This window comes from Bordetella tumbae (genome assembly GCF_965139195.1).
GTDB lineage: Bacteria > Pseudomonadota > Gammaproteobacteria > Burkholderiales > Burkholderiaceae_B > Bordetella_A > Bordetella_A tumbae.
In genome coordinates this window covers 50,500-71,329 of record NZ_CBCSJH010000028.1, presented here as the reverse complement: position 1 = coordinate 71,329, position 20,830 = coordinate 50,500, and the positions used below count along the sequence as shown (strand labels likewise).

Below are 20,830 nucleotides of genomic sequence, written 5' to 3'. Positions count from 1 at the left end.
ATCAACAGCCATGCTCAGAGGCGTACATGGTCCCCGCACGCTCTGCCGGCGTCCGCCTCAGGGCAACGGCTTTAATGCCCACGTCACGGCCAACCATAGCACCGACAGGCCTGCCGCCCCCAGGAATACGGCATTCGTGCCCACATTCGCGGCCAGCCATCCGCCCAGCGCACCACCGCAAAACAGGCCAGCGGCCTGGGCGGTGTTGTAAAACCCGAGCGCCAGACCCTTGTACTGGGCAGGTGCCACGCGCGACACCAAGGACGGCTGCAAGGCCTCCAGCACGTTGAACGCCACGAAAAAGGCCGTCATCACGAGCGCCAGGGTATAAAAACCCTGACTGGCCATGGGCAGCAGCGCGCACACCACAATCAACCCGGCTACGGCAGCGCGCAGCGCGCCCCGGTGCGCCCGGCGGCGTTCAGCGATAAAGATCACGGGCACCATCAGAATGAATGACACCACGATGATGGGAAGATAGACCTTCCATAGTGCTTGCGCGTCCAGCCCCCCGGTATGCGCCAACAAGGCGGGCACCACGACAAAGAGCGCGACTTGCGTACAGTGCAGGACAAACACGCCAAAATTCAGGCGCAGCAAATCGGTATGGGCCAGGACCGCATGCGGGCCGGCATTATTCATGCTGCGCGCGTCAGTCCGAGGGACAACCGGCACGACCCAGCGCGCAACGGCCAGGCTGGCCACGCCCAGACAGGCGATCGTCCAGAACAAGCCGGACAAGCCCCACCACCCTACCAGCAAGGGCGAGAGCACCAGCGACACGGCAAACGACAGCCCGATAGAGCCGCCCACCATAGCCATGGCGCGCGTACGCACCTCATCGCGTGTCGCATCGGCCAGCCAGGCGGTAACGGCGGCGGAAATGGCGCCGGCGCCCTGAATGGCACGGCCTATGGTGATCCAGAACACGTCCTGCGCCTGGGCGCACACGATACTGCCGATGATGAACAGCACCAGGCCGGCGATCACGACGGGACGCCGTCCCCAACGGTCGGACGCCAGGCCAAAGGGAATCTGCATGAACGCCTGGGTCAGCCCGTACATGCCCAGTGCCAGCCCTACTTTCATGGGGTCGTCGCCCCCCGGCAAGCCGCGGGCCGCGACAGCGAATACCGGCAGCAATAGGAACAGGCCCAGCATCCGGCACGCGAACAGGCCAGCGAGCGCCACGCTGGCGCGTCTTTCAGACGGGGTCAACTTCAGTTTGGGTTCGGCCGGCATGCAACAGGGATGGAAAAAGCCTCAGCGCGCTATAGTACCAAGTTGGCCTTTGAAACTGCTGAATCTGCCGATGAACGCGATACGCATCCGGGGTGCTCGCACCCACAACCTCAAAAACGTCTCGCTGGACTTGCCTCGCCACAAGCTGGTGGTGGTCACGGGCCTGTCCGGCTCGGGCAAATCATCGTTGGCCTTTGACACCTTGTACGCCGAGGGGCAACGCCGCTACGTGGAGAGCCTGTCAGCCTATGCCCGGCAGTTTCTGCAGTTGATGGATAAACCCGATGTCGATCTGATCGAGGGCCTGTCCCCGGCGATTTCCATCGAGCAGAAAGCCGCCGGCCATAACCCCCGCTCGACCGTCGGCACCATTACCGAGATTCACGACTACCTGCGCCTGCTCTATGCGCGGGTGGGTACCCCGTATTGCCCGGATCACGGCCTGCCTTTGCAGGCGCAGAGTGTGAGCCAAATGGTGGATGCCGTCCTGGCCTGGCCCGATGAAACGCGTCTGGCTGTCCTGGCCCCCATCGCCCGGGCACGCAAGGGCAGCTTCGAGGACGAATGCGCCAGCTTGCAGGCCCAAGGCTATGTGCGGCTGCGCGTGGACGGACAAATGCAGGAAATCAGCGAGATGGCCCCGCTGAAGAAAAACGAGAAACACGACATCGATGTGGTGATCGATCGGCTGCGCATCCGGCCCGAAAGCAAACAGCGGCTGGCGGAAAGCTTCGAAACCGCCATGCAGCTGGCCGACGGCCGCACGGTGGCACTGGATATGGACAGCGGCCGTGAACAGGTGTTTTCCAGCCGCTATGCCTGTCCCGTATGCAGCCACAGCCTGCCTGAACTAGAGCCGCGCCTGTTCAGTTTCAACAATCCGATGGGCGCCTGCCCTTCCTGTGACGGGATTGGGCAGGTCGGCTTTTTTGACCCCAAGCGCGTGGTGGCATTTCCGGAGCTCAGCCTCGCGGCGGGTGCGGTGCGCGGCTGGGACCGCCGCAATGCCTTTACGCATTCACTATTGACCAGCCTGGCGGCGCATTTTGAGTTCGACATTGAGACGCCTTTCGAAGAACTGCCGGAGGACGTGCGCCACAAGGTCCTGTACGGCTCGGGCGAAGAAGAAATCGCCTTTCTCTACCTGAATGAAAAAGGCCGCAGCACGGTCAAGCGGCACGCGTTCGAAGGCATCATCCCCAACCTCGAACGCCGTTGGCTCGAAACCGACTCGCCCACGGTGCGCGAGGAACTCGGCAAATATCGCAATATCAAAACCTGCCCCGATTGCGGCGGCTCGCGGTTGCGCGCCGAGGCGCGCCACGTGCTGATCGGCACCGATCCGCGAGGAGGCGAACGCCACGGCCAGGCGATATACGAAGTCGAGGCGATGCCGCTATCGGATTGCCTGGCGTGGTTCCGCGCGCTGACATTGACGGGCGCCAAACAGGAAATCGCGCAGCGCATTGTGCGCGAGATCGAGGCCCGGCTGAGCTTTCTGAACAACGTGGGGTTGAATTATCTGTCGCTAGACCGCAGCGCCGATACGATCTCTGGCGGCGAGGCGCAGCGTATCCGTCTGGCCAGCCAGATCGGCTCGGGTTTGACCGGGGTGATGTATGTGCTCGACGAGCCCTCTATCGGTCTGCATCAGCGCGATAACGATCGTCTGATCGGTACACTGCAGCACTTGCGCGACCTGGGTAATAGCGTCATCGTGGTCGAGCACGACGAGGACATGATCCGCCTGGCCGACTGGGTTGTGGATATGGGCCCGGGCGCAGGTGAACATGGCGGCCAAGTGGTGGCGCAGGGTACGCCCGAAGCAGTCCAGGCAGACCCTGCCTCGCTTACCGGCCAATATCTGAGCGGCACACGCGCGATCGACATTCCCAAACGGCGTCCGGTCAACGATGAGCAGCCATGGCTAGTGCTGGAAGGTGCCAGCGGCAACAATCTCAAGACCGTCGATTTGCGTATTCCTGCGGGCCGCCTGGTTTGCGTGACGGGTGTATCAGGGTCCGGCAAGTCCACCGTGGTCAATGACACACTGGCAGTGGCGGTGTCGCGCCAATTACATCACGCGCAAAGCGAACCCGCACCCTATGTCTCGCTCACCGGCCTGGAGCATTTCGACAAGATCATCAGCGTCGATCAAAGCCCCATCGGCCGCACGCCTCGCAGCAATCCTGCCACGTATACGGGGCTGTTCACGCCAATCCGCGAATTGTTCGCAGGCGTACCCGAGGCGCGCACACGCGGCTACGATCCCGGACGATTCAGCTTTAACGTCAAGGGCGGGCGGTGCGAAGCTTGCCAGGGCGACGGCGTGGTCAAGGTCGAAATGCACTTTCTGCCGGACATGTATGTGCCGTGCGATGTGTGTCATGGCAAACGCTATAACCGCGAAACACTGGAGATCCGCTACCGGGGCCGCAATATCAGCGAGGTCCTGGATCTGACGGTCGCTCAGGCGCTGGAATACTTTGAATCCGTGCCCGCGATTGCCCGCAAACTCCACACGCTGATGGACGTGGGACTGTCATACATCCGCCTGGGACAAAGCGCGACAACGCTGTCGGGCGGTGAAGCCCAACGGGTCAAACTGTCACTGGAACTGTCTCGCCGCAGCACGGGACGCACGCTTTATATCCTGGACGAACCCACCACCGGCCTGCATTTCCGCGATATCGAAATGCTGCTGCAAGTGTTGAATCAATTGGTGGACAGCGGCAACACCGTGCTGATCATCGAACACAATCTGGACGTGATCAAAACGGCCGATTGGCTGGTCGACATGGGCCCCGAAGGAGGCGATGGCGGTGGCATGGTTGTCGCCACCGGCACACCGGAAGACGTTGCGGCGAATCCGAAGAGCCATACCGGACACTATCTCGGACGAGTCCTGCAACGTGGCAAGTAATTCCGGCACGGGGTGGCCGATGTTCTATGCGGACATCGACCACGCTCTGGCCGATCAACGCATGTCAAACAAACGCCGGTGCTCGCGGATCGCATAGCGGTCCGTCATGCCGGCAATGTAGTCTGCGATAGCGCGTGCCTGCTGTGGTTCGTCTCGCCGATGATCGGGCGGCAGCAAACGCGGGTCGGACAAAAACGCCTCGAATAGCTCTCGAACGATGCGGCGCGCTTTTGTGGTCATGCGCATCACGCGATAGTGACGATACAGATTGTCGAATAGAAAGCGCTTGAGTTCGTCGGCCTCGCGGCGTACCTCATCGGAAAATCCCGCCAAGGGCGGCGATCGACGCACCGCATCGCTATCGATTGGGGCCGTGTCGGCAATGCGGGCCAATGAGGTCGCCGTCAAATCGACAATCAGCGTATTGATCATGCGACGCACCGTCTCGGCAATGGCACGGCGCGATGCCAACTGCGGATAACGTTCGAGCACCTCTCGATGATGACGTGCAAAGATAGTCACGTCTTGCATTTGTTCGATCGTGATCAGACCCGAGCGCAAACCATCATCGATGTCGTGATTGTTGTAAGCAATCTCATCGGCCAAGTTCGCCAACTGCGCTTCCAGCGACGGCTGAGTACGATTCAGAAACCGTTCGCCCACATCGCCTAATTGGCGGGCGTGCACCACAGAACAATGCTTCAAAATGCCTTCGCGCGTTTCGAAGCAGAGATTCAGGCCACTGAAGTCGGCGTAACGCTCCTCGAGCTCGTCAACCACGCGCAGGCTCTGCAGATTGTGTTCAAAGCCGCCCGCCTGCGGCGCCAGTTCACGCATGCAGGCATTCAACTCATCCTGCCCGGCGTGGCCGAATGGCGTATGGCCCAAGTCATGCGCCAACGCAATCGCTTCGGTCAAATCCTCGGAAAGCCCCAAGCTGCGCGCCAGCGTACGTGCAATCTGCGCGACTTCCAGGCTATGCGTGAGACGAGTCCGAAAAAGATCGCCCTCGTGATTCACAAAGACCTGCGTCTTGTATTCGAGACGACGAAAGGCCGTGCAATGAATGATGCGATCGCGATCGCGTTGGAACTCAGTCCGATTCTGCGGCGGCGGCTCGGCGTGTCGCCGCCCCCGCGTTGTCAAAGGGTCAGATGCGTAGCGGGCCAATTCGGTCATCGTGAGCATCCTCCCTGGTGATTTACTGGACGGTGCGAGCCAGTACGCGGTGCACGGCCTCCAGCGGCGCCGTCCGCGTGATGGCTTGGCCAATACCAGGCATCAGCACAAAGCGTATCTCGCCGCCCTCGGTCTTTTTGTCGACCTGCATCAGTGCGAGCCATCGGTCGGCCCCCAGATCGGGCGCCACGACAGGGCAGCCGATGGCCTGCACCAGGTCTCGCACACGCGCCACGTCCGCCTGCGGGAAACCGGCCACCTCGGCCGACAACTCGGCCGCCTGCACCATGCCGCAACCCACGGCTTCGCCGTGCAGCCATTCACCATATCCCAGACCGGACTCGATGGCATGACCAAAGGTATGGCCCAGATTCAGAATGGCACGCAGACCGGATTCGCGTTCGTCCTTGCCGACAACGAGCGCCTTTAGCTCGCACGAGCGGCGAATCGCATAAGCCAACGCCGCCGGATCCAGAGCACGCAGGGCGGCCACGTTGTCTTCGCACCAGCGCCAAAACTCTGCATCCAGAATCAAGCCGTATTTGATGACCTCGGCCAAGCCCGCCGATACCTCGCGCGCAGGCAAGGTAGCCAAAACGTCCGTGTCGATCTCGACGGCGATCGGCTGATAAAAAGCGCCGATCATGTTCTTGCCCAAGGGATGATTGACCGCGGTCTTGCCGCCAACCGATGAATCGACTTGCGCCAACAAGGTCGTAGGCACCTGAAGGAAGCGAATCCCACGCATATACACGGCCGCGGCAAAACCCGTCATGTCGCCAATCACGCCGCCGCCCAAAGCTACCAGCACGGCACGGCGATCCAGGCGATGCGTCAACAATGCATCGAAAATCAGATTCAATGTCTGCCAGTCTTTGTGCACCTCGCCGTCCGGCAACTCGATGCGCAACACGCGGCGGCCCGTGCGAGCCAACGCCGCCTCGACACGTTCGCCATACAAGGCGGACACGGTGGGATTGGTCACAACGGCAATCGCCGTGGCATCGGCAGGAATGGACTGATCCAGCACGTCCAGCCGGCCCGGCCCGATATGAATGGGATAGCGTCCACCCGGGGTATCGACATCAACAACAGTCATAAATTCTTCTCGTAGGCTTGCAGCAACGGCAGTATCGATTTCACCAACTGAGATACCGGCACTGTACCGGTATCGATCACTAAATCAGCCACTTCTTCGTATAACGGCGCCCGTTTGACCATCAGATCACGCAGGGTGCCGCGCGGGTCGGCATTGGCCAGCAACGGACGATTGCGATCGCGGCTGGTGCGCCGGACCAACTCGTCGAGACTGGCCCGCAAATACAGGACTACGCCGCGTTCGCTCAGCATGCGGCGGTTATCGGCTGCCAAAATGGCCCCGCCGCCCGTGGCCAGGACAATACCGCGCCGGCTGGAGCAATGATCCAGCGCCGCGGCTTCGCGCTTGCGAAACCCGTCTTCGCCTTCGATCTCAAAGATGATCGGCACGCGTACCCCGCAACGTGCCTCGAGCTCGTGGTCCAGATCGAGGAATTCGCGCCCTAGTGCACGGGCCAGCCCACGGCCAATGGTCGTCTTGCCCGCCCCCATCATCCCCACCAGAAAAATGGGCAGATCGTGCGGCAGACTCGCAAAAGGGCCTGCCTCTGGGGCAGCGCAGACGCTCTCGGCTGGTTCCGCACTGGCGGCGGATGCTATATTGGCAGGGACGTTCATGCTGGCATTATCCCATTGCCAGCCGGTTGCTCGCTTACCACACTGAACGAATTTGTTACAGAAACCCAGTAACGGCCATCAAGCGGCGCCACTGTTACCCGTAAAATCGCCGCGATGAGCAAGTCGCAAAACTCCTCCAAAAAAGCCCCTCCCCAAAAAAGCGGATCGCCTATTTTGCGGTTTTTCGTGAAATTGGGCATCTTCTGTGGCGGCATCGCCCTGTGCGGCATCCTGCTGGGCGGGATGGCGCTGGCGTTGGCATGGCCCAACCTGCCAGACCTGCATGCCATGACCGACTACCGGCCACGCGTGCCGCTGCGCATTTACACCAACGATCATGTCCTGATCGGCGAATTTGGCGAAGAACGCCGCAATGTGCTGCGTTTTGATGAAATTCCCGACGTCATGAAATCCGCCGTACTGGCGGCCGAGGATGACCGGTTTTACGAACACGGCGGTATCGACTGGATGGGCGTGGCCCGTGCCGGCCTGACGAACTTGGTCAGCATGTCCAAGTCGCAGGGCGCCAGTACCATCACCATGCAGGTGGCGCGTAATTTCTATCTGTCATCGGAAAAGACTTACTCGCGTAAGTTTTACGAGCTGCTACTGACGTTCAAGATCGAGTCCGAGCTCACCAAGAATCAAATTCTTGAGCTCTACATGAACCAGATCTATCTGGGCCATCGGGCTTACGGCTTTGCGGCCGCATCGCGCACTTATTTCGGCAAGCCCCTGTCCGAGGTGACGGCAGCCGAGGCAGCCATGCTCGCCGGCATCCCGAAGGCCCCGTCGCGTTTCAATCCCATCGCCAATTTCAAGCGCTCGGAAATACGGCAGCACTACGTATTGGGCCGCATGCATTCGCTGGGCTATCTGACCGATGCCGAGTACCAGCAGGCCAAGTCGCAGCAAATCGTGATGAAGGCTGCCGAAGGCACGCCCGCCGGCGGTTACGCCATCCACGGTGAATATGTGGCCGAGCTTGCACGCCAATTGCTTTACGGCGTGTACCAGGACGAGCTGTATTCGCGCGGGATCAATATCTACACGACGGTCAGCTCAAAAGACCAAGAGGCGGCATATAACGCCGTACGCGACGGTGTCCTGCAATACACGCGCCGAGCCGTCTATCCGGGTCCCGAAGAACAGCTCCAGATGCCCGACGGTATCGAAAACGATCCGCAGGCGCTGGATGATTTTCTGGATGCGGCATTCGAAAAATACCCTGACAGCGGCGATCTGCTGACCGGCGTCATCCTGTCGGCCGGCCCCACCGAAATCAAGGTCATGCGCAGTGCCAGCGAGATCATCTCGATCACCGACAAAAAGGTGCTGAACGTCGTGGCACGGTCGCTGAGCGCCAAGGCGCCCGAAGACAAACGCCTCAAGCGCGGCTCGGTGGTGTATATCCACAAATTCGGTGATGGCTGGGAAGTCATCAATATGCCCGCGGTACAGGCAGCTTTTGTGGCGTTGTCGCCCCAAGACGGCGCAATTCGCGCCATGGTGGGCGGGTTTGATTTCTATCGCGGCAAATTCAATCGTGTCACGCAGGCGTGGCGCCAGCCCGGTTCAAATATCAAGCCCTTCGTCTACGCCGCCTCGCTGGAGCGCGGCTTGACGCCCGCGACGCAGATTTCTGATCAGCCGTTCCAATTGACCGCGTCGCAAACCGGCTCCAAGCCCTGGAACCCGAAGAACTATGGGAACACCTACGAGCCCATGCTGACGATGCGCCAGGGCCTGTATAAATCCAAGAACATGGTGTCGATCCGTATCCTGCAGGCCATCGGCCCGCAGTACGCACAGGACTACCTGACGCGCTTTGGCTTTGACAAGGCACGTCAGCCTGCCGTCTTGCCGTTGGCGCTGGGCGCAGGCTCGGTGACGCCGCTGCAACTGGCAGGCGCTTACGCCGTCTTTGCCAACGGCGGCTACCGCATCGCGCCCTATCTGATCGAACGGGTGACCGACAGCAGCGGCAAAGTCCTCATGCAATCCAAGCCCATCGTGGCAGGCGACGAGGGGGCACGCGCCATTGATCCCCGTACCGCCTTCGTCATGGATGACATGCTGCGCGGCGTGGCCACCAGCGGCACAGCGGCTCGTGCACGCGTCATGCTGAAGCGTTCGGATGTGGCCGGCAAAACCGGCACCACCAACGAATCGGTCGATGCCTGGTTCTCGGGCTACACCCCCTCATTGGTGGCGACCGCGTGGATGGGCTTCGATCAACCGAAATCGCTGGGCTCGCGCGAAACAGGCGGTGGTATCTCCATGCCTATCTGGGTGGAATACATGAGCGAAGCGCTCAAGGGCGTACCCGAGCAGAAAGCGCGCCAACGCCCCGAGGGACTGATCGTGGATCGCGGCGAGTATTACTTCTCGGAATTCCCACCAGGTCAGGCCGTTGCGCGACTGGGCTTGTCTGAGCCCACTCCCGTGGAGTCTGACCAATTGGGCGATTTCTTGAACGATCTGACGGGTGGCAGAGACAACAGCATCCGTGTCTCGCCCAACATGAGCTCCGGCCAGCAGGCCATGCCCTGGAACGAGAAGATACCCTTCTGAGGTCCGGGACGATCCTGGCCGGCCGTACTCTTGTGATTACAGGCGTACGGCCACCGGAATTCCGGCAGCCTCGGAACAAATCTGGGACAAGGCGTCGGGCAATTGCGGGCCGCCGCGCGTGTTGATCCAGTTTCCACCCTCGTAGCGGTAATGAAATCCGCCGCTACGAGCAGCGACCCAGATCTCTTGCATCGCCGCCTGGCTATTGACGACGACATGGGTGCCGTCCTCGAAAACCAGCGTCAGCACATTACCGCTGCGGCTGGTCTCGATATCGACATCCTGCGACGCCGCCCAGTCATCTGCCTGACTTTCGATACTGTTGAGCACTTGGTCAACCAACGCAAGGAATTCGGTTTCAGTCATAATCGAGCCTGCAAGAATTACGGAGTTTCGAGTGTCCCACATGGCACATGGCCGCATGGTCTTACGCATTGTAGCCACGCTCGCCGCAGTCAGCCTGACCGCGGCCTGCGGCTTCAAGGGCCCGCTTTATCTGCCGCCAGAGCCGGCGCAGGACGAGGCGCCGCCCCCGCCCCAGACGCAGACCCAACCGTCCGAGCGAAACAATACCTCTCCAGCTACCTCACCTCCATGACTTCCCTTTCAGCGCAGTCCGGCTTGGCCGGACATCCGCATTTCCACTATCAGGACGGCGTTCTGCACGCCGAAAACGTCTCGCTGGCCGCTCTGGCCAGCCAATTCGGCACACCGCTGTACGTGTACTCGCGTGCGGCACTGGGCCAGGCCTGGCGCTCGTACCGCGACGCCATCGGCGACCGCCCGGTGCTCGTCTGCTACGGCATGAAGGCCAACTCCAATTTGGCTGTCCTGAAAGAATTTGCGCGATTGGGCTCGGGATTTGACATCGTATCGGGCGGCGAGCTGCAGCGCGTCCTGGCCGCGGGCGGCGATCCAGCAAAAGTCGTGTTTTCCGGCGTGGGCAAACAGGTCTGGGAAATGCGCGCCGCACTCGAAGCTGACGTCAAATGCTTTAACGTCGAATCGCAAGCCGAATTGCAATGCCTGTCGGATGTCGCGCAGTCCATGGGGCGGCGTGCACGAGTATCGCTGCGCGTCAATCCTGACGTGGACGCGCAGACCCATCCCTATATTTCCACCGGGTTGAAAGAAAACAAATTTGGCATCGCGATCGAGTCGGCGCTGGACGCCTATCGCACCGCAGCCGCCCTGCCCGGCCTCGAAGTCGTAGGGGTGGATTGCCATATCGGCTCGCAACTCACCGATATCAGTCCGTATTTTGATGCGCTGGAAAAGCTGCTGGATCTGATTCAGAAATTGGACGCCGCGGGTATTTCCATCAAGCATCTGGACCTGGGCGGTGGCCTGGGTATCCGCTATACCGACGAAATCCCGCCCTCACCCAAGGCGCTCCTGGACCAGGTATTCGAGCGTCTGCAGGCGCGCGGCCTCGCCCACCTACACCTAGTCCTGGAGCCGGGCCGTTCACTGGTAGGCAATGCAGGTGTGCTCTTGACCACGGTTCAGTATCTGAAACATGCGCCGGCACGCAATTTCGCGATCGTGGATGCTGCCATGAACGATCTGCTGCGCCCGGCCCTGTACGATGCCTATCATGGCGTACAGCCCGTCGTGCCGCGCGACGGCCAGACCGATGAATACGATATTGTCGGCCCCGTCTGCGAGAGCGCAGACTGGTTGGCGCGCCAACGGCAGTTGGCCCTGCAGGCAGGCGACGTGCTGGCGCTGGAGTCCGCCGGCGCCTACGCCATGGTCATGGCCAGCAACTACAACACGCGCGCGCGCGCCGCCGAGATCATGGTCGATGGCAACCAGTACCATGTCGTGCGCCAACGCGAAACGCTGGACGATCTGCTGCGCGGCGAATCCATGCTGCCTGATTGACGCCGCATAGTCCTATATATCGGCCGAACCCGCCTCGTGATGAATGGGGCGGGTTTTTTGTTGCCGGGCCGTCCCAAAACAAAAAACGCCCCCGCGGGGGGCAGCAAGCCGAAGGCGCAGCGTGGGGGCTTTTTTTTTGGTTTTACGGTAACGATGTTTTGATAGACTGAAACGTCCCTTGCTGCAGAAGGCCCCAAAATGAGCACATCGAACAGCAATATCCCCATGCTGCGCAATCGCACGTTTGACGAGATTGCAGTCGGCGACAGCGCTTGCACCGAGCGCGTGCTCATGCTGCAAGACATTCAGTTATTCGCTTTGCAGAGCGGCGACCTCAATCCACAACACCTGGATCCCGAATTTGCCGCAACCACGCCGTTCCAGGACATTGTCGCGCATGGCATGTGGGGGGCATCCCTGCTATCGGCAGTCCTGGGTAACCAACTCCCTGGGCCAGGAACCGTCTACCGAAGCCAGACATTGCGGTTTCTGGCGCCGATCCGGGTGGGTGACCGCCTGACTGTACAAGTAACCGTCATCGCCAAAGACGCCGCGACCCACTGCGTCACACTGGCTTGCACCTGCGTGAACCAGCATGGCACGACGGTGATCGAGGGAGAGGCCGAAGTCAGCGCTCCAGAACACCACATCGAGCGCCCCCGCACCGCTTTACCGGAGATCCGCTTGGATGCTCATGGACGTGACGGGCTGCAGAAGCTGCTCGCGCGCGTTGCGAGTACCGGACGAATCCGTGTCGCCGTCGTGCATCCCTGCGACGATGTGAGCCTTTCTGCGGCGCTGGAGGCACGGGATGCCGGTCTGATCGATCCTGTACTGGTCGGACCGCGGCCCAAGCTGACCGCGGTAGCTGCCGAACAAGGACTGAGCCTGGACGGATTAACGATCGTCGATGTGCCTCACAGCCACGCGGCGGCCGCAGAAGCCGCCGCCCTGGCCGGCAAAGGCGACGTCGAGGCCCTGATGAAGGGCAGCTTGCATACTGACGAACTGATGGCAGCTGTGGTGTCGTCGGCCGCGGGACTGCGCACCAAGCGCCGTATCAGCCATTGCTTTCTACTGCACACACCGGCCTACCCGCGGCCTTTCATCGTGACTGATGCAGCCATCAATATCGCCCCTACACTCAACGAAAAAGCCGATATCGTCCGCAATGCGATCGAGTTGGCTCAGGTGATCGGTGTGGCCGAGCCGAAGGTAGCGATTCTTGCCGCTGTAGAGACCATCAACGGCAGCATGCCTGCCACACTGGATGCTGCCGCCCTGTGCAAAATGGCCGATCGCGGCCAGATCACCGGTGGCCTGTTGGATGGCCCTCTGGCCTTCGACAACGCCGTCTCGATTGCCGCGGCGCATATCAAGGGGATCGCCTCACCAGTCGCCGGTCAGGCCGACATTCTGGTCGTGCCTGATCTCGAGAGCGGCAACATGCTGGCCAAGCAATTGATCTACTTGGGCGGCGCCAATAGCGCCGGCATCGTGCTGGGCGCCCGAGTGCCGATCATCCTGACCAGCCGCGCCGACTCCCGCCAATCACGCATCGCTTCATGCGCGATCGCGGCAATGCTCGCACACCATTACCGGTCAACGCCTCCGTAATCCATTGCTCACACAGCTGCAGTGCTTCGCTCTTGGAGATCGTGCCTCATGCCTTCCCCTGCTACACGCCACCGCCTCATTCTGGCATTGAACTGCGGCTCATCGAGCATCAAATTCGCGGTATTCGACGCCGAGGCCGTCCCCCTGCCGCGTAAGCCCTTGTGGAACGGCAAAGTGGAAGGGATAGGTGGCCCCGAGCCGGATTTCGGGGAAACAGGATCGGCTCCAGAGCCTGTGACGCTTGATCCGGAGCATCCCTACCGGGCCGCACTGCAAGTCATCCGCGAGCGGATCGTCGCCAGGCTGAATGGGCGGGAGATCGTCGCGGTGGCGCATCGCGTCGTTCATGGCGGCAGCAAGTATTTTGAAGCGACTCGCCTCGATCACCACGTATTGGCCGATCTCAAAAGCTACGTCCCGCTGGCGCCGCTGCACCAACCTTTTGCGCTGGAGGCCATCGAGATCCTGTTACGCGAGCGGCCAGACATTGTGCAAGTTGCGTGTTTTGATACCAGCTTTCATCACACGATTCCCAAGGTCGAGCAAATGCTGCCGTTGCCATACGCCGCCTGGGAGAGAGGTCTGCGCCGTTATGGCTTCCATGGTCTGTCGTACGCCTATATGGCCGCTGCACTGCCCGAGCGCCACGGCAATATCGCCCGAGGCCACACCATCGTGGCGCACTTGGGCAGTGGGGCCAGTCTGTGCGCCATGCGCGACCTGCAAAGCATCGCGACCACAATGGGATTCTCGGCGCTTGACGGCCTGATGATGGGCACCCGCACGGGCTCGCTCGATCCCGGCGCAGTGATCTATTTGATGGAAATCGAAAAGCTGTCTCTGGAAGAAGTCGGCCAAGTCCTCTATCGGCAGTCCGGCCTTTTGGGCGTGTCAGGCATTTCCGCTGATCCGCGCGCCATCATCGAACACGAGCAAGATACCGATGAACGCGGCGAGCGGGCACGCATCGCACTTGACCTGTATGTGCGACGCATCGTGCGGGAAATCGGTGCATTGGTTGCGGTATTGGGTGGCCTGGATCTCTTGGCCTTTACTGCCGGCATCGGCGAACACAGCGCGTATCTGCGTCGCCGTGTCTGCACCGACCTCGCTTTTCTAGGCGTGAAATTGGACGAGGAGTCCAATGCGGGTAATGCACCAGTCATATCCGCCAACGACAGCCTGATCACCGTAGCGGTGGAACCGACCAACGAAGAATGGATTGCCGCGGATTGCGCCCGCTCGCTCCTGGATGCGCAAACCTCCTGATGAGCTGCCTCCAGCACGCACGTTGGCGCGCATTACAGTTCGCCGTAGGAATGCAGCCCCGACAGGAACATATTCACACCCAGGAACGCAAAACCGGTGATCAACAGCCCTACAAGCGCCCAATACGCCGCGAGATGGCCTCGCAGCCCCTTCATCAAACGCATATGCAGCCAGGCGGCGTAATTCAGCCACACGATCAGCGCCCAGGTTTCTTTGGGATCCCACTGCCAGTAGGCTCCCCATGCATCCGCGGCCCACAACGCCCCCAAAATCGTCGCTACGGTAAAGAACGCAAAACCGATCGCGATGGCGCGATACATGATGTCGTCCAGCACTTCCAATGACGGCAAGGCCTGTGCAATACGGCGCCGCCCCAGCAGAATACCGCCCACGATCACGGCGCCCACGCCGAAATAAATCATCCAGGTGGCCGACAAACCATCGGTGCGAAACACCATGGGTTCCGCGCACAACAACACGCCCAACACAAACAAGGGCGCCAGCTTGGCCCACGATGTCGTCGTACCGTGCTGCTTCACCAGATAAGCAAAGCCCACCATAGCCGCCAACGAAAACGTGCCATAGCCAATAAAGTTGGCGGGGACGTGCAATTTCATCCACCAGCTCTTGAGCGCGGGCACCAGCGGCTGAATCTGGCCGGCATCACGCGTAAAGGCGTACCAGAGCAAAAATACGGTGGCCGACGAGATCACCAACAACACAAAGCCGCCTAACGCACGCGTCGCGTATTTGCGTTCGTAATACAGATAAAACAGCGCGGTAATCAGTGAAAACAGTACGAAAACCTCGTACAGATTGCTCACCGGGATATGGCCCAGGTCGGGCCCCATCAAATGCCCCTCGCGCCAACGCACCAGCAAACCCGTCAGGCCTGCAAACACCGCGCCCCACGTCAGCGCCGTCCCCAACCACGCGGCCGTCGGGCTGAGAATGCCGATCCAATAGCAAATCGTAGCCAGGATGAACAGGGCGCTCATCCACAAGATGGCCGATTGTGACGAGAACAGATATTTCAGGAAAAACACCTGCTCGGCACGCGCCAGATCCTGCTGGTAGAGCAGCAAAGCGAATCCGGCCGCGAGCGCACAGGCGATCATCAAACGCCGCAACGGACGCCAGAGCCACCCTAGCCAGGTCAGTGCGAACACCGTACCGCACAGGATGATTTTCTCGTAATAATCCATGGCGCTGCCGTAGGTGGTCAGCGCGTAGCCAGCCCCGACCGCCAGCAGCAGAAAGAAAACAATGTCGGTCCAGTCCGGTCTACCGCGCAGCGCACGGGCATCTCCGGTGGCGGACAAGGCCGGCTGCCACAAGGCATCGGCCGATTGGGAAGAAGTACTGACGGACATGGAAAACCTCAAGACCTGTTCCGGCGCAACAACGCCTGTTTGAAGCGTTCGAACTCCTGATTGAAGTCCAGTGTACGCTTCTGCGACGTCATGGCGGCCTGGACATCACTGCCCGCGCCATCGGCGGCGGGCTTGATCCACACCCACACACGCCGGTCGCGGATATAAAACATCGAGAAAACCCCCAACACCAACAACAGGCAGCCAATATAGACGGCGGTCTTGCCCGGGGTTCGGCTGACCTGGAACACACTGGCCTGCACGTGTTTGAAATCGCTCAGTGTCAAGAAAACCGGTGCGGGGTACACATTCAGATCGGACAATGCAGCCACGGCCAGGCGCGACCATTGCGCGGCTTGTTCGGCTTCGGGGCCCGTTTCGGGCAACGCCGGCAAGCCCGCGCGCTCACGGGCCACGGCGCGCAATTCCGCCATGGACACGCCGATCAAGCGGATCACTACGTCTGCCGCACGTTCCAGATCGGCTTGCGGTGTGTTGGCCTGCAAAAAGCCCGCGATGGCCTGCAACCCGCCGCTCGAGAACGTATCCAGAGCACGCTCGGCTGCCGCCTGCAGCGATGACCGCTCAGCGGGCGATGGGCTATTGCGCTCAGCGAAACGGCGAGCCGCCTCACGACGCGCTGCAGGATCAGCCAAGGCGGCGCGTAACTGCATGAATTCGACGAGCGAGCTGTCCGCATCTGCCGGGATACGTAAATAGCGGTAGTTTTCCGAGGCGTTGTTGCGCACACCGGCCAAAAAGACCGCCGCACCATCCAGCTCGACCGGCAACATGTAGTTCATGAACTCATGCGCTTGTCCCGCCTGGTCAATCAAACGGTATTCCACGCTGGGACCCACATTGCGCAGATGCTCGTTTTTCTTGCCCGCTGCACTGCCGGACACCGAGGCGACGTGCTCTCCCAGCGTCATGGGTTTGCCAGTCGGCGCACCTCTGGTGAGATCCTCGACATTGATGGGGCGCAGCGCCGTGATATCGACCTGCATCTCCCGCGCACTGCCATCACCGCTACGGGCGGTAATTTCGGCTGCCTTGCCCACTGTGCTATCGACTTCGAATGGCGCATTGCTAGCCCCCACCAGAGGGTAGCCTTTCAGCTTCACAGTGCTGCCACCATCATCAAAACTGGACTGATAAACCGTCACCCCCTTGTAGCGCAGCGGCTCGTTGACCTCGATGGTCGAATCAAAGGTCTTGCCCGTATCGGGATCGGTGACCTCGACCTCGCTGGCAAAACGGCTGGGCATGCCGGTAGAGTAATAGTCCACCAGGAATTTCTTGAGCTTCAGGGTAAACGGCAAAGGCTGGACCAGCGCACCATCCCCCACCATCACCACTGCCGTGCTGGCTTGTCCGCCTTCGGGAATCAGCACGCTGGCACGAAAGCTGGGATTCGCCACCGAGAGCCGCCCGCTGGTTGGTACTTGCGAAATCAGCATGTTTTCCACAATCGGCTGCTTACCTGCCAGCATCACCTGCAAACGCACCCCTAACTCGCTGTCCAACAGCCCCCCAATACAGATAATCACCATGGCGGAATGGGCGCAGATATATCCGAGACGATTGGCGCTGCCTTTCTTGGCAGCCAACATCACGCCTTCACCGTCCCGGCGCTCGCGCACTGCATAGCCTTGCTGGGCCAGCAGCCCCTTTACGCCCCCGGCTGCCTCATCCACCGCAGCCCCATCACGGATTTCGACACGGTGGGGAAACGCTCGCAGGCTGCTCGCGCGCACATGTTCACGGAACGACCGTGCATCGCGCAGCATCTTCGGCGTATTGCGGATCAAGCACACCGACGTGGAGACGACCAGAAAACCCATGATGGTTAAGAACCACCAACTGTTATACACATGCCAAATCGAGAATTTATCGAACACTTCGAACCAGAAAGGCCCAAATTGGTCGATATACGTGTTCGATGGACGATTTTGCGCCAGCACCGTGCCCAGCAGGCTGGCGATACAGATGAACATCAACAGGCTCACCGCAAAGCGCATCGAACCGAGCAGTTCGAAGACATCGCGGGGCAGATTGCGAAGGGGATAACGAGAGGGCTGGGTGCTTGAGTTCATGAAAAAAAGGGGGCCGCATAACCGGCTACCCCCTTATGGACAGTATCTCTGGAACCTGGTTCCAGAGATACCCGTATTGCTGCGCGGACCGGCCGCGCGAGGATGGGGCCAAGCGCGTAGCTTAGCGCAGGCCTGCGGCGTAATCCGACACCGCTTTGATATCGGCATCCGACATACGGTCGGCAATGTCGTTCATCACTGCGTTGTTCGCCCGGTCTTTACTACGGAAAAGTTTCAATTGCTCTTCGATATACGAAGGGAACTGCCCCGCCAGACGGGGATATTGCCCTGGTAATCCAGCACCATTCGCAGAGTGGCAAGACGCACAGGCAGGAACATTGCGGTCCGGCAAACCACCGCGCCAAATTTTCTGCCCATGGTCGACCAGATCTTTGTACCCCGCGGTCGCCGGCTGTGCCAGCGGCTGCTGCGCCAGATAAAGCGCCACGTTTTGCATATCCTCGGGTGTGAGGTTTTGCGCCATCGCGGTCATCGGTGTGGGATTACCGCCCGCGCCATTACGCGTGGGCTTGTCGGCACCTTGTTTGGTCTGAAAATCGGCGAGCTGTTTCGCCAGATATTCGTGAGGATGGGCAGCCAAATTAGGATTAGCAGGAATACTGCTATTCCCTCCCGGACCATGACAGGACGCACAGGCAACGATGCCTCTGGAGGCATCACCTTGGTCATAAAGCTGGGCGCCTTTGGCGGCGTCCGGCTTGGCCGGTCCTGCCGCGCTCTCTGCGGCAATACTGGGACAGACTACAACTACACCGAGCATCAGCCCGCTAGCTAGCAACATCCGGGACAGCACACGCATCATTGAATACCTCGACGATCGGACTGCGATCAAGGCGCCATCACGCGCCTCATGCCTGCCCCATGCCGTGCCGGACCGAATGTACATCCGCCCCGGAATTTCCATCTTTTTAACAGGCGGAAAGACCCGGCTAATGCAGGGGGTACCACTGCTGCAAACGCACGATTATACAATAGGGTTTTCAAGGGACGTTGGACCACCCCGTTCCTTGGCTCCCTCGCGAGGCGAGCGACGCTCTGCTCATGCCTCTTGGGCGCCCATAACCAACTATATCGGACTTCTCTCGTGTCCCTCCTCCACCGTGCCTCTTTCTTTATTTCGGCAGCCCGCCTCGACCAGCTGCCAGACCCCGGCGCGCCCGAGGTCTGTTTTGTCGGCCGCTCCAACGCGGGCAAATCTTCGGCCATCAATGTGCTGTGCAATCAGCGTCGACTGGCCTACTCCAGCAAGACACCCGGCCGCACGCGATTGATCAACCTGTTTGGCCTGCCGGACCCGTTGGCACCGGATGAGCCACTCGGCTTTCTCGTCGACTTGCCCGGCTATGGCTATGCCTCCGTCGCCTACAAAGAAAAAGAAAAATGGTCGGACATCCTGGGCGGATACCTGCGCGATCGTCCTTCCTTGGCTGGCATCGTGCTGTTGATCGATATTCGCCGTGGCGTCACCGAGCTTGATCGACGCCTGGCTGATTTCATTGCCCCCACGGGGCGGCCAGTGCTGGCCCTGCTGACCAAGGCTGACAAGCTGCCCTACGGTCAACGCCAGCGCGCCGTCTTCGCCGTGCGCAAACAGCTGGCCGACATCGGTGCGCTATACACCGTGCCGTTCTCGGCAACCGAACGCATCGGCTTGGAAGAGGCCGCACAATACATCGAGAACTGGATATCTCCCAAGGTCGTACCATGAACCCCAAAATCATCACCCCTCCCTTTCCGACCTCGCGCCCACGCCGCCTGCGCCGCGATGACTTTACCCGTCGTCTGGTACGTGAAAACACCCTGACCGTCGACGACCTGATCTATCCCGTTTTCGTCGCCGAAGGCAAAGGCCTGCGCGAGCCCGTGGCTTCGCTGCCCGGTGTCGTACGCTATTCGCCCGACACCCTGCTCACCGCGGCTGAAGAATGCGTAGAACTCGGCATTCCCGTCCTCTCGCTCTTTCCCGCCATCGACCCGGCACTAAAGACCCCCGACGGTATCGAAGCCACCAATCCCGATGGCCTGATTCCCCGCGTCGTCGCAGCGCTGAAACAGCGCTTCCCTGAGTTAGGCATCCTGACCGACGTCGCTCTCGACCCCTACACCAGCCACGGCCAGGACGGCGTCATCGACGAAAACGGCTACGTCATCAACGAGCCCACCGTTGAAATCCTGATTCGCCAGGCGCTGGTCCAGGCCGACGCCGGCGTCGACATCGTGGCCCCCAGCGACATGATGGACGGCCGCATCGGCGCCATCCGCGAGGCCTTGGAATCCAGGCAGCACATCCATACCCGCATCATGGCGTACTCCGCCAAATACGCCAGCGCGTTCTATGGTCCCTTCCGCGATGCAGTAGGCTCAGCCAGCAACCTGGGCAAGTCCAACAAAATGGCCTACCAAATGGACCCGGGCAACATCGACGAAGCCCTGCGCGAAGTCGCCGCCGACCTCCAGGAAGGCGCCGACATGGTCATGGTCAAACCCGGCATGCCCTACCTCGACGTATTACGCCGAGTCAAAGACGCCTTCCGCGTTCCGACCTTTGCCTACCAGGTCAGTGGTGAATATGCCATGATCAAAGCCGCCTCCGCCAACGGTTGGCTGGATCACGACAAAGTCATGATGGAAGCTCTTCTGGCCTTCAAGCGCGCCGGCGCCGACGGCATCCTGACCTACTTCGCCATCGATGCAGCAAAGCTGCTGAAACAGCAGTAATACGGGCGGTGAGCAAACAGCGCACGGGAACGTCAGGCATGCCACCACTGTGAGCTCAGCCGTTCGCATGTAAGCCGTGGGGACGTCTCGATAGAGATAGCAGGTTCTTGTGGACGTCGCTGCGGGGCGGCTGCCGTGTCAGGGCTTCACGTGATCGGTCGGCCGCCTGCGCGTCCGACACCGCTTCGCTCACCTCGTCGGCCCGTTCGGGCCTC

At 60.6% G+C, this 20,830-nt stretch carries 16 protein-coding genes; 8 read left to right on the top strand and 8 right to left on the bottom strand.

Annotated features, from left to right (window positions below; all coding sequences use genetic code 11):
• Positions 1 to 57: 57 nt before the first annotated feature.
• Positions 58 to 1,242, bottom strand: a complete 1,185-nt coding sequence (locus ACNA0J_RS22400) for an MFS transporter (protein WP_415821074.1) — start codon at positions 1,240 to 1,242, stop codon at positions 58 to 60.
• Between the two features lie 70 nt (positions 1,243 to 1,312).
• Between ACNA0J_RS22400 and uvrA the strand changes: the two genes are divergently transcribed.
• The gene (uvrA, locus tag ACNA0J_RS22395; RefSeq protein ID WP_415821082.1) at positions 1,313 to 4,165 is read left to right on the top strand and encodes an excinuclease ABC subunit UvrA; all 2,853 of its coding nucleotides are present in this window, start codon (positions 1,313 to 1,315) and stop codon (positions 4,163 to 4,165) included.
• Between the two features lie 54 nt (positions 4,166 to 4,219).
• On the opposite strand, the gene ACNA0J_RS22390 is transcribed toward uvrA, so the two are convergent.
• From ACNA0J_RS22390 to ACNA0J_RS22380, 3 genes are read right to left on the bottom strand one after another with little or no spacing between them, the layout of a single operon-like run.
• The gene (locus ACNA0J_RS22390) at positions 4,220 to 5,344 is read right to left on the bottom strand and encodes a deoxyguanosinetriphosphate triphosphohydrolase (RefSeq protein ID WP_415821073.1); all 1,125 of its coding nucleotides are present in this window, start codon (positions 5,342 to 5,344) and stop codon (positions 4,220 to 4,222) included.
• 22 nt (positions 5,345 to 5,366) lie between these two features.
• Positions 5,367 to 6,443, bottom strand: a complete 1,077-nt coding sequence (gene aroB / locus ACNA0J_RS22385; RefSeq protein ID WP_415821072.1) for a 3-dehydroquinate synthase — start codon at positions 6,441 to 6,443, stop codon at positions 5,367 to 5,369.
• Positions 6,440 to 7,060 carry a shikimate kinase gene (locus ACNA0J_RS22380; protein ID WP_415821071.1) on the bottom strand — a complete coding sequence of 207 codons (621 nt, stop codon included), beginning with the start codon at positions 7,058 to 7,060 and terminating at the stop codon, positions 6,440 to 6,442. Before ACNA0J_RS22380 ends, aroB begins: the two co-directional genes overlap by 4 nt.
• 114 nt (positions 7,061 to 7,174) lie before the next feature.
• Between ACNA0J_RS22380 and ACNA0J_RS22375 the strand changes: the two genes are divergently transcribed.
• Complete coding sequence (locus ACNA0J_RS22375; protein WP_415821070.1) at positions 7,175 to 9,634, top strand: penicillin-binding protein 1A; 2,460 nt, start codon at positions 7,175 to 7,177, stop codon at positions 9,632 to 9,634.
• 36 nt (positions 9,635 to 9,670) lie between these two features.
• Here the strand turns inward: ACNA0J_RS22375 and cyaY are convergent, their stop codons facing one another.
• Positions 9,671 to 10,000 (bottom strand): iron donor protein CyaY, encoded by a 330-nt coding sequence (cyaY, locus tag ACNA0J_RS22370; RefSeq protein ID WP_415806926.1) that lies wholly within the window; start codon positions 9,998 to 10,000, stop codon positions 9,671 to 9,673.
• A gap of 40 nt (positions 10,001 to 10,040) precedes the next feature.
• Between cyaY and lptM the strand changes: the two genes are divergently transcribed.
• From lptM to ACNA0J_RS22350, 4 genes are all read left to right on the top strand, one after another.
• On the top strand, positions 10,041 to 10,232 hold the full coding sequence (gene lptM, locus ACNA0J_RS22365) for an LPS translocon maturation chaperone LptM (RefSeq protein WP_415821081.1): 192 nt from the start codon (positions 10,041 to 10,043) through the stop codon (positions 10,230 to 10,232).
• Positions 10,229 to 11,521: a diaminopimelate decarboxylase gene (lysA, locus tag ACNA0J_RS22360; RefSeq protein ID WP_415821069.1), complete on the top strand. Its 1,293-nt coding sequence runs from the start codon at positions 10,229 to 10,231 to the stop codon at positions 11,519 to 11,521. The genes lptM and lysA overlap by 4 nt, the downstream gene beginning before the upstream one ends.
• 198 nt (positions 11,522 to 11,719) lie before the next feature.
• Positions 11,720 to 13,138 carry a bifunctional enoyl-CoA hydratase/phosphate acetyltransferase gene (locus ACNA0J_RS22355; protein WP_415821068.1) on the top strand — a complete coding sequence of 473 codons (1,419 nt, stop codon included), beginning with the start codon at positions 11,720 to 11,722 and terminating at the stop codon, positions 13,136 to 13,138.
• A gap of 48 nt (positions 13,139 to 13,186) precedes the next feature.
• Positions 13,187 to 14,407 (top strand): acetate/propionate family kinase, encoded by a 1,221-nt coding sequence (locus ACNA0J_RS22350; protein WP_415821067.1) that lies wholly within the window; start codon positions 13,187 to 13,189, stop codon positions 14,405 to 14,407.
• A gap of 32 nt (positions 14,408 to 14,439) precedes the next feature.
• Here the strand turns inward: ACNA0J_RS22350 and ccsB are convergent, their stop codons facing one another.
• The 3 genes from ccsB to ACNA0J_RS22335 form a co-directional block, all read right to left on the bottom strand.
• A complete protein-coding gene (gene ccsB / locus ACNA0J_RS22345) occupies positions 14,440 to 15,780 on the bottom strand; it encodes a c-type cytochrome biogenesis protein CcsB (RefSeq protein ID WP_415821066.1) in 1,341 nt (446 codons plus the stop codon).
• Between the two features lie 8 nt (positions 15,781 to 15,788).
• Positions 15,789 to 17,876 carry a cytochrome c biogenesis protein ResB gene (locus ACNA0J_RS22340; protein WP_415821065.1) on the bottom strand — a complete coding sequence of 696 codons (2,088 nt, stop codon included), beginning with the start codon at positions 17,874 to 17,876 and terminating at the stop codon, positions 15,789 to 15,791.
• A gap of 121 nt (positions 17,877 to 17,997) precedes the next feature.
• Positions 17,998 to 18,699: a c-type cytochrome gene (locus ACNA0J_RS22335; protein WP_415821064.1), complete on the bottom strand. Its 702-nt coding sequence runs from the start codon at positions 18,697 to 18,699 to the stop codon at positions 17,998 to 18,000.
• A gap of 282 nt (positions 18,700 to 18,981) precedes the next feature.
• Here ACNA0J_RS22335 and yihA point away from each other — a divergent pair, with 282 nt between their 5' ends.
• Together yihA and hemB are read left to right on the top strand one after the other, a co-directional pair.
• On the top strand, positions 18,982 to 19,605 hold the full coding sequence (yihA, locus tag ACNA0J_RS22330; RefSeq protein ID WP_415821063.1) for a ribosome biogenesis GTP-binding protein YihA/YsxC: 624 nt from the start codon (positions 18,982 to 18,984) through the stop codon (positions 19,603 to 19,605).
• On the top strand, positions 19,602 to 20,615 hold the full coding sequence (hemB, locus tag ACNA0J_RS22325; RefSeq protein WP_415821062.1) for a porphobilinogen synthase: 1,014 nt from the start codon (positions 19,602 to 19,604) through the stop codon (positions 20,613 to 20,615). The genes yihA and hemB overlap by 4 nt, the downstream gene beginning before the upstream one ends.
• The last annotated feature ends 215 nt before the right edge of the window (positions 20,616 to 20,830 follow it).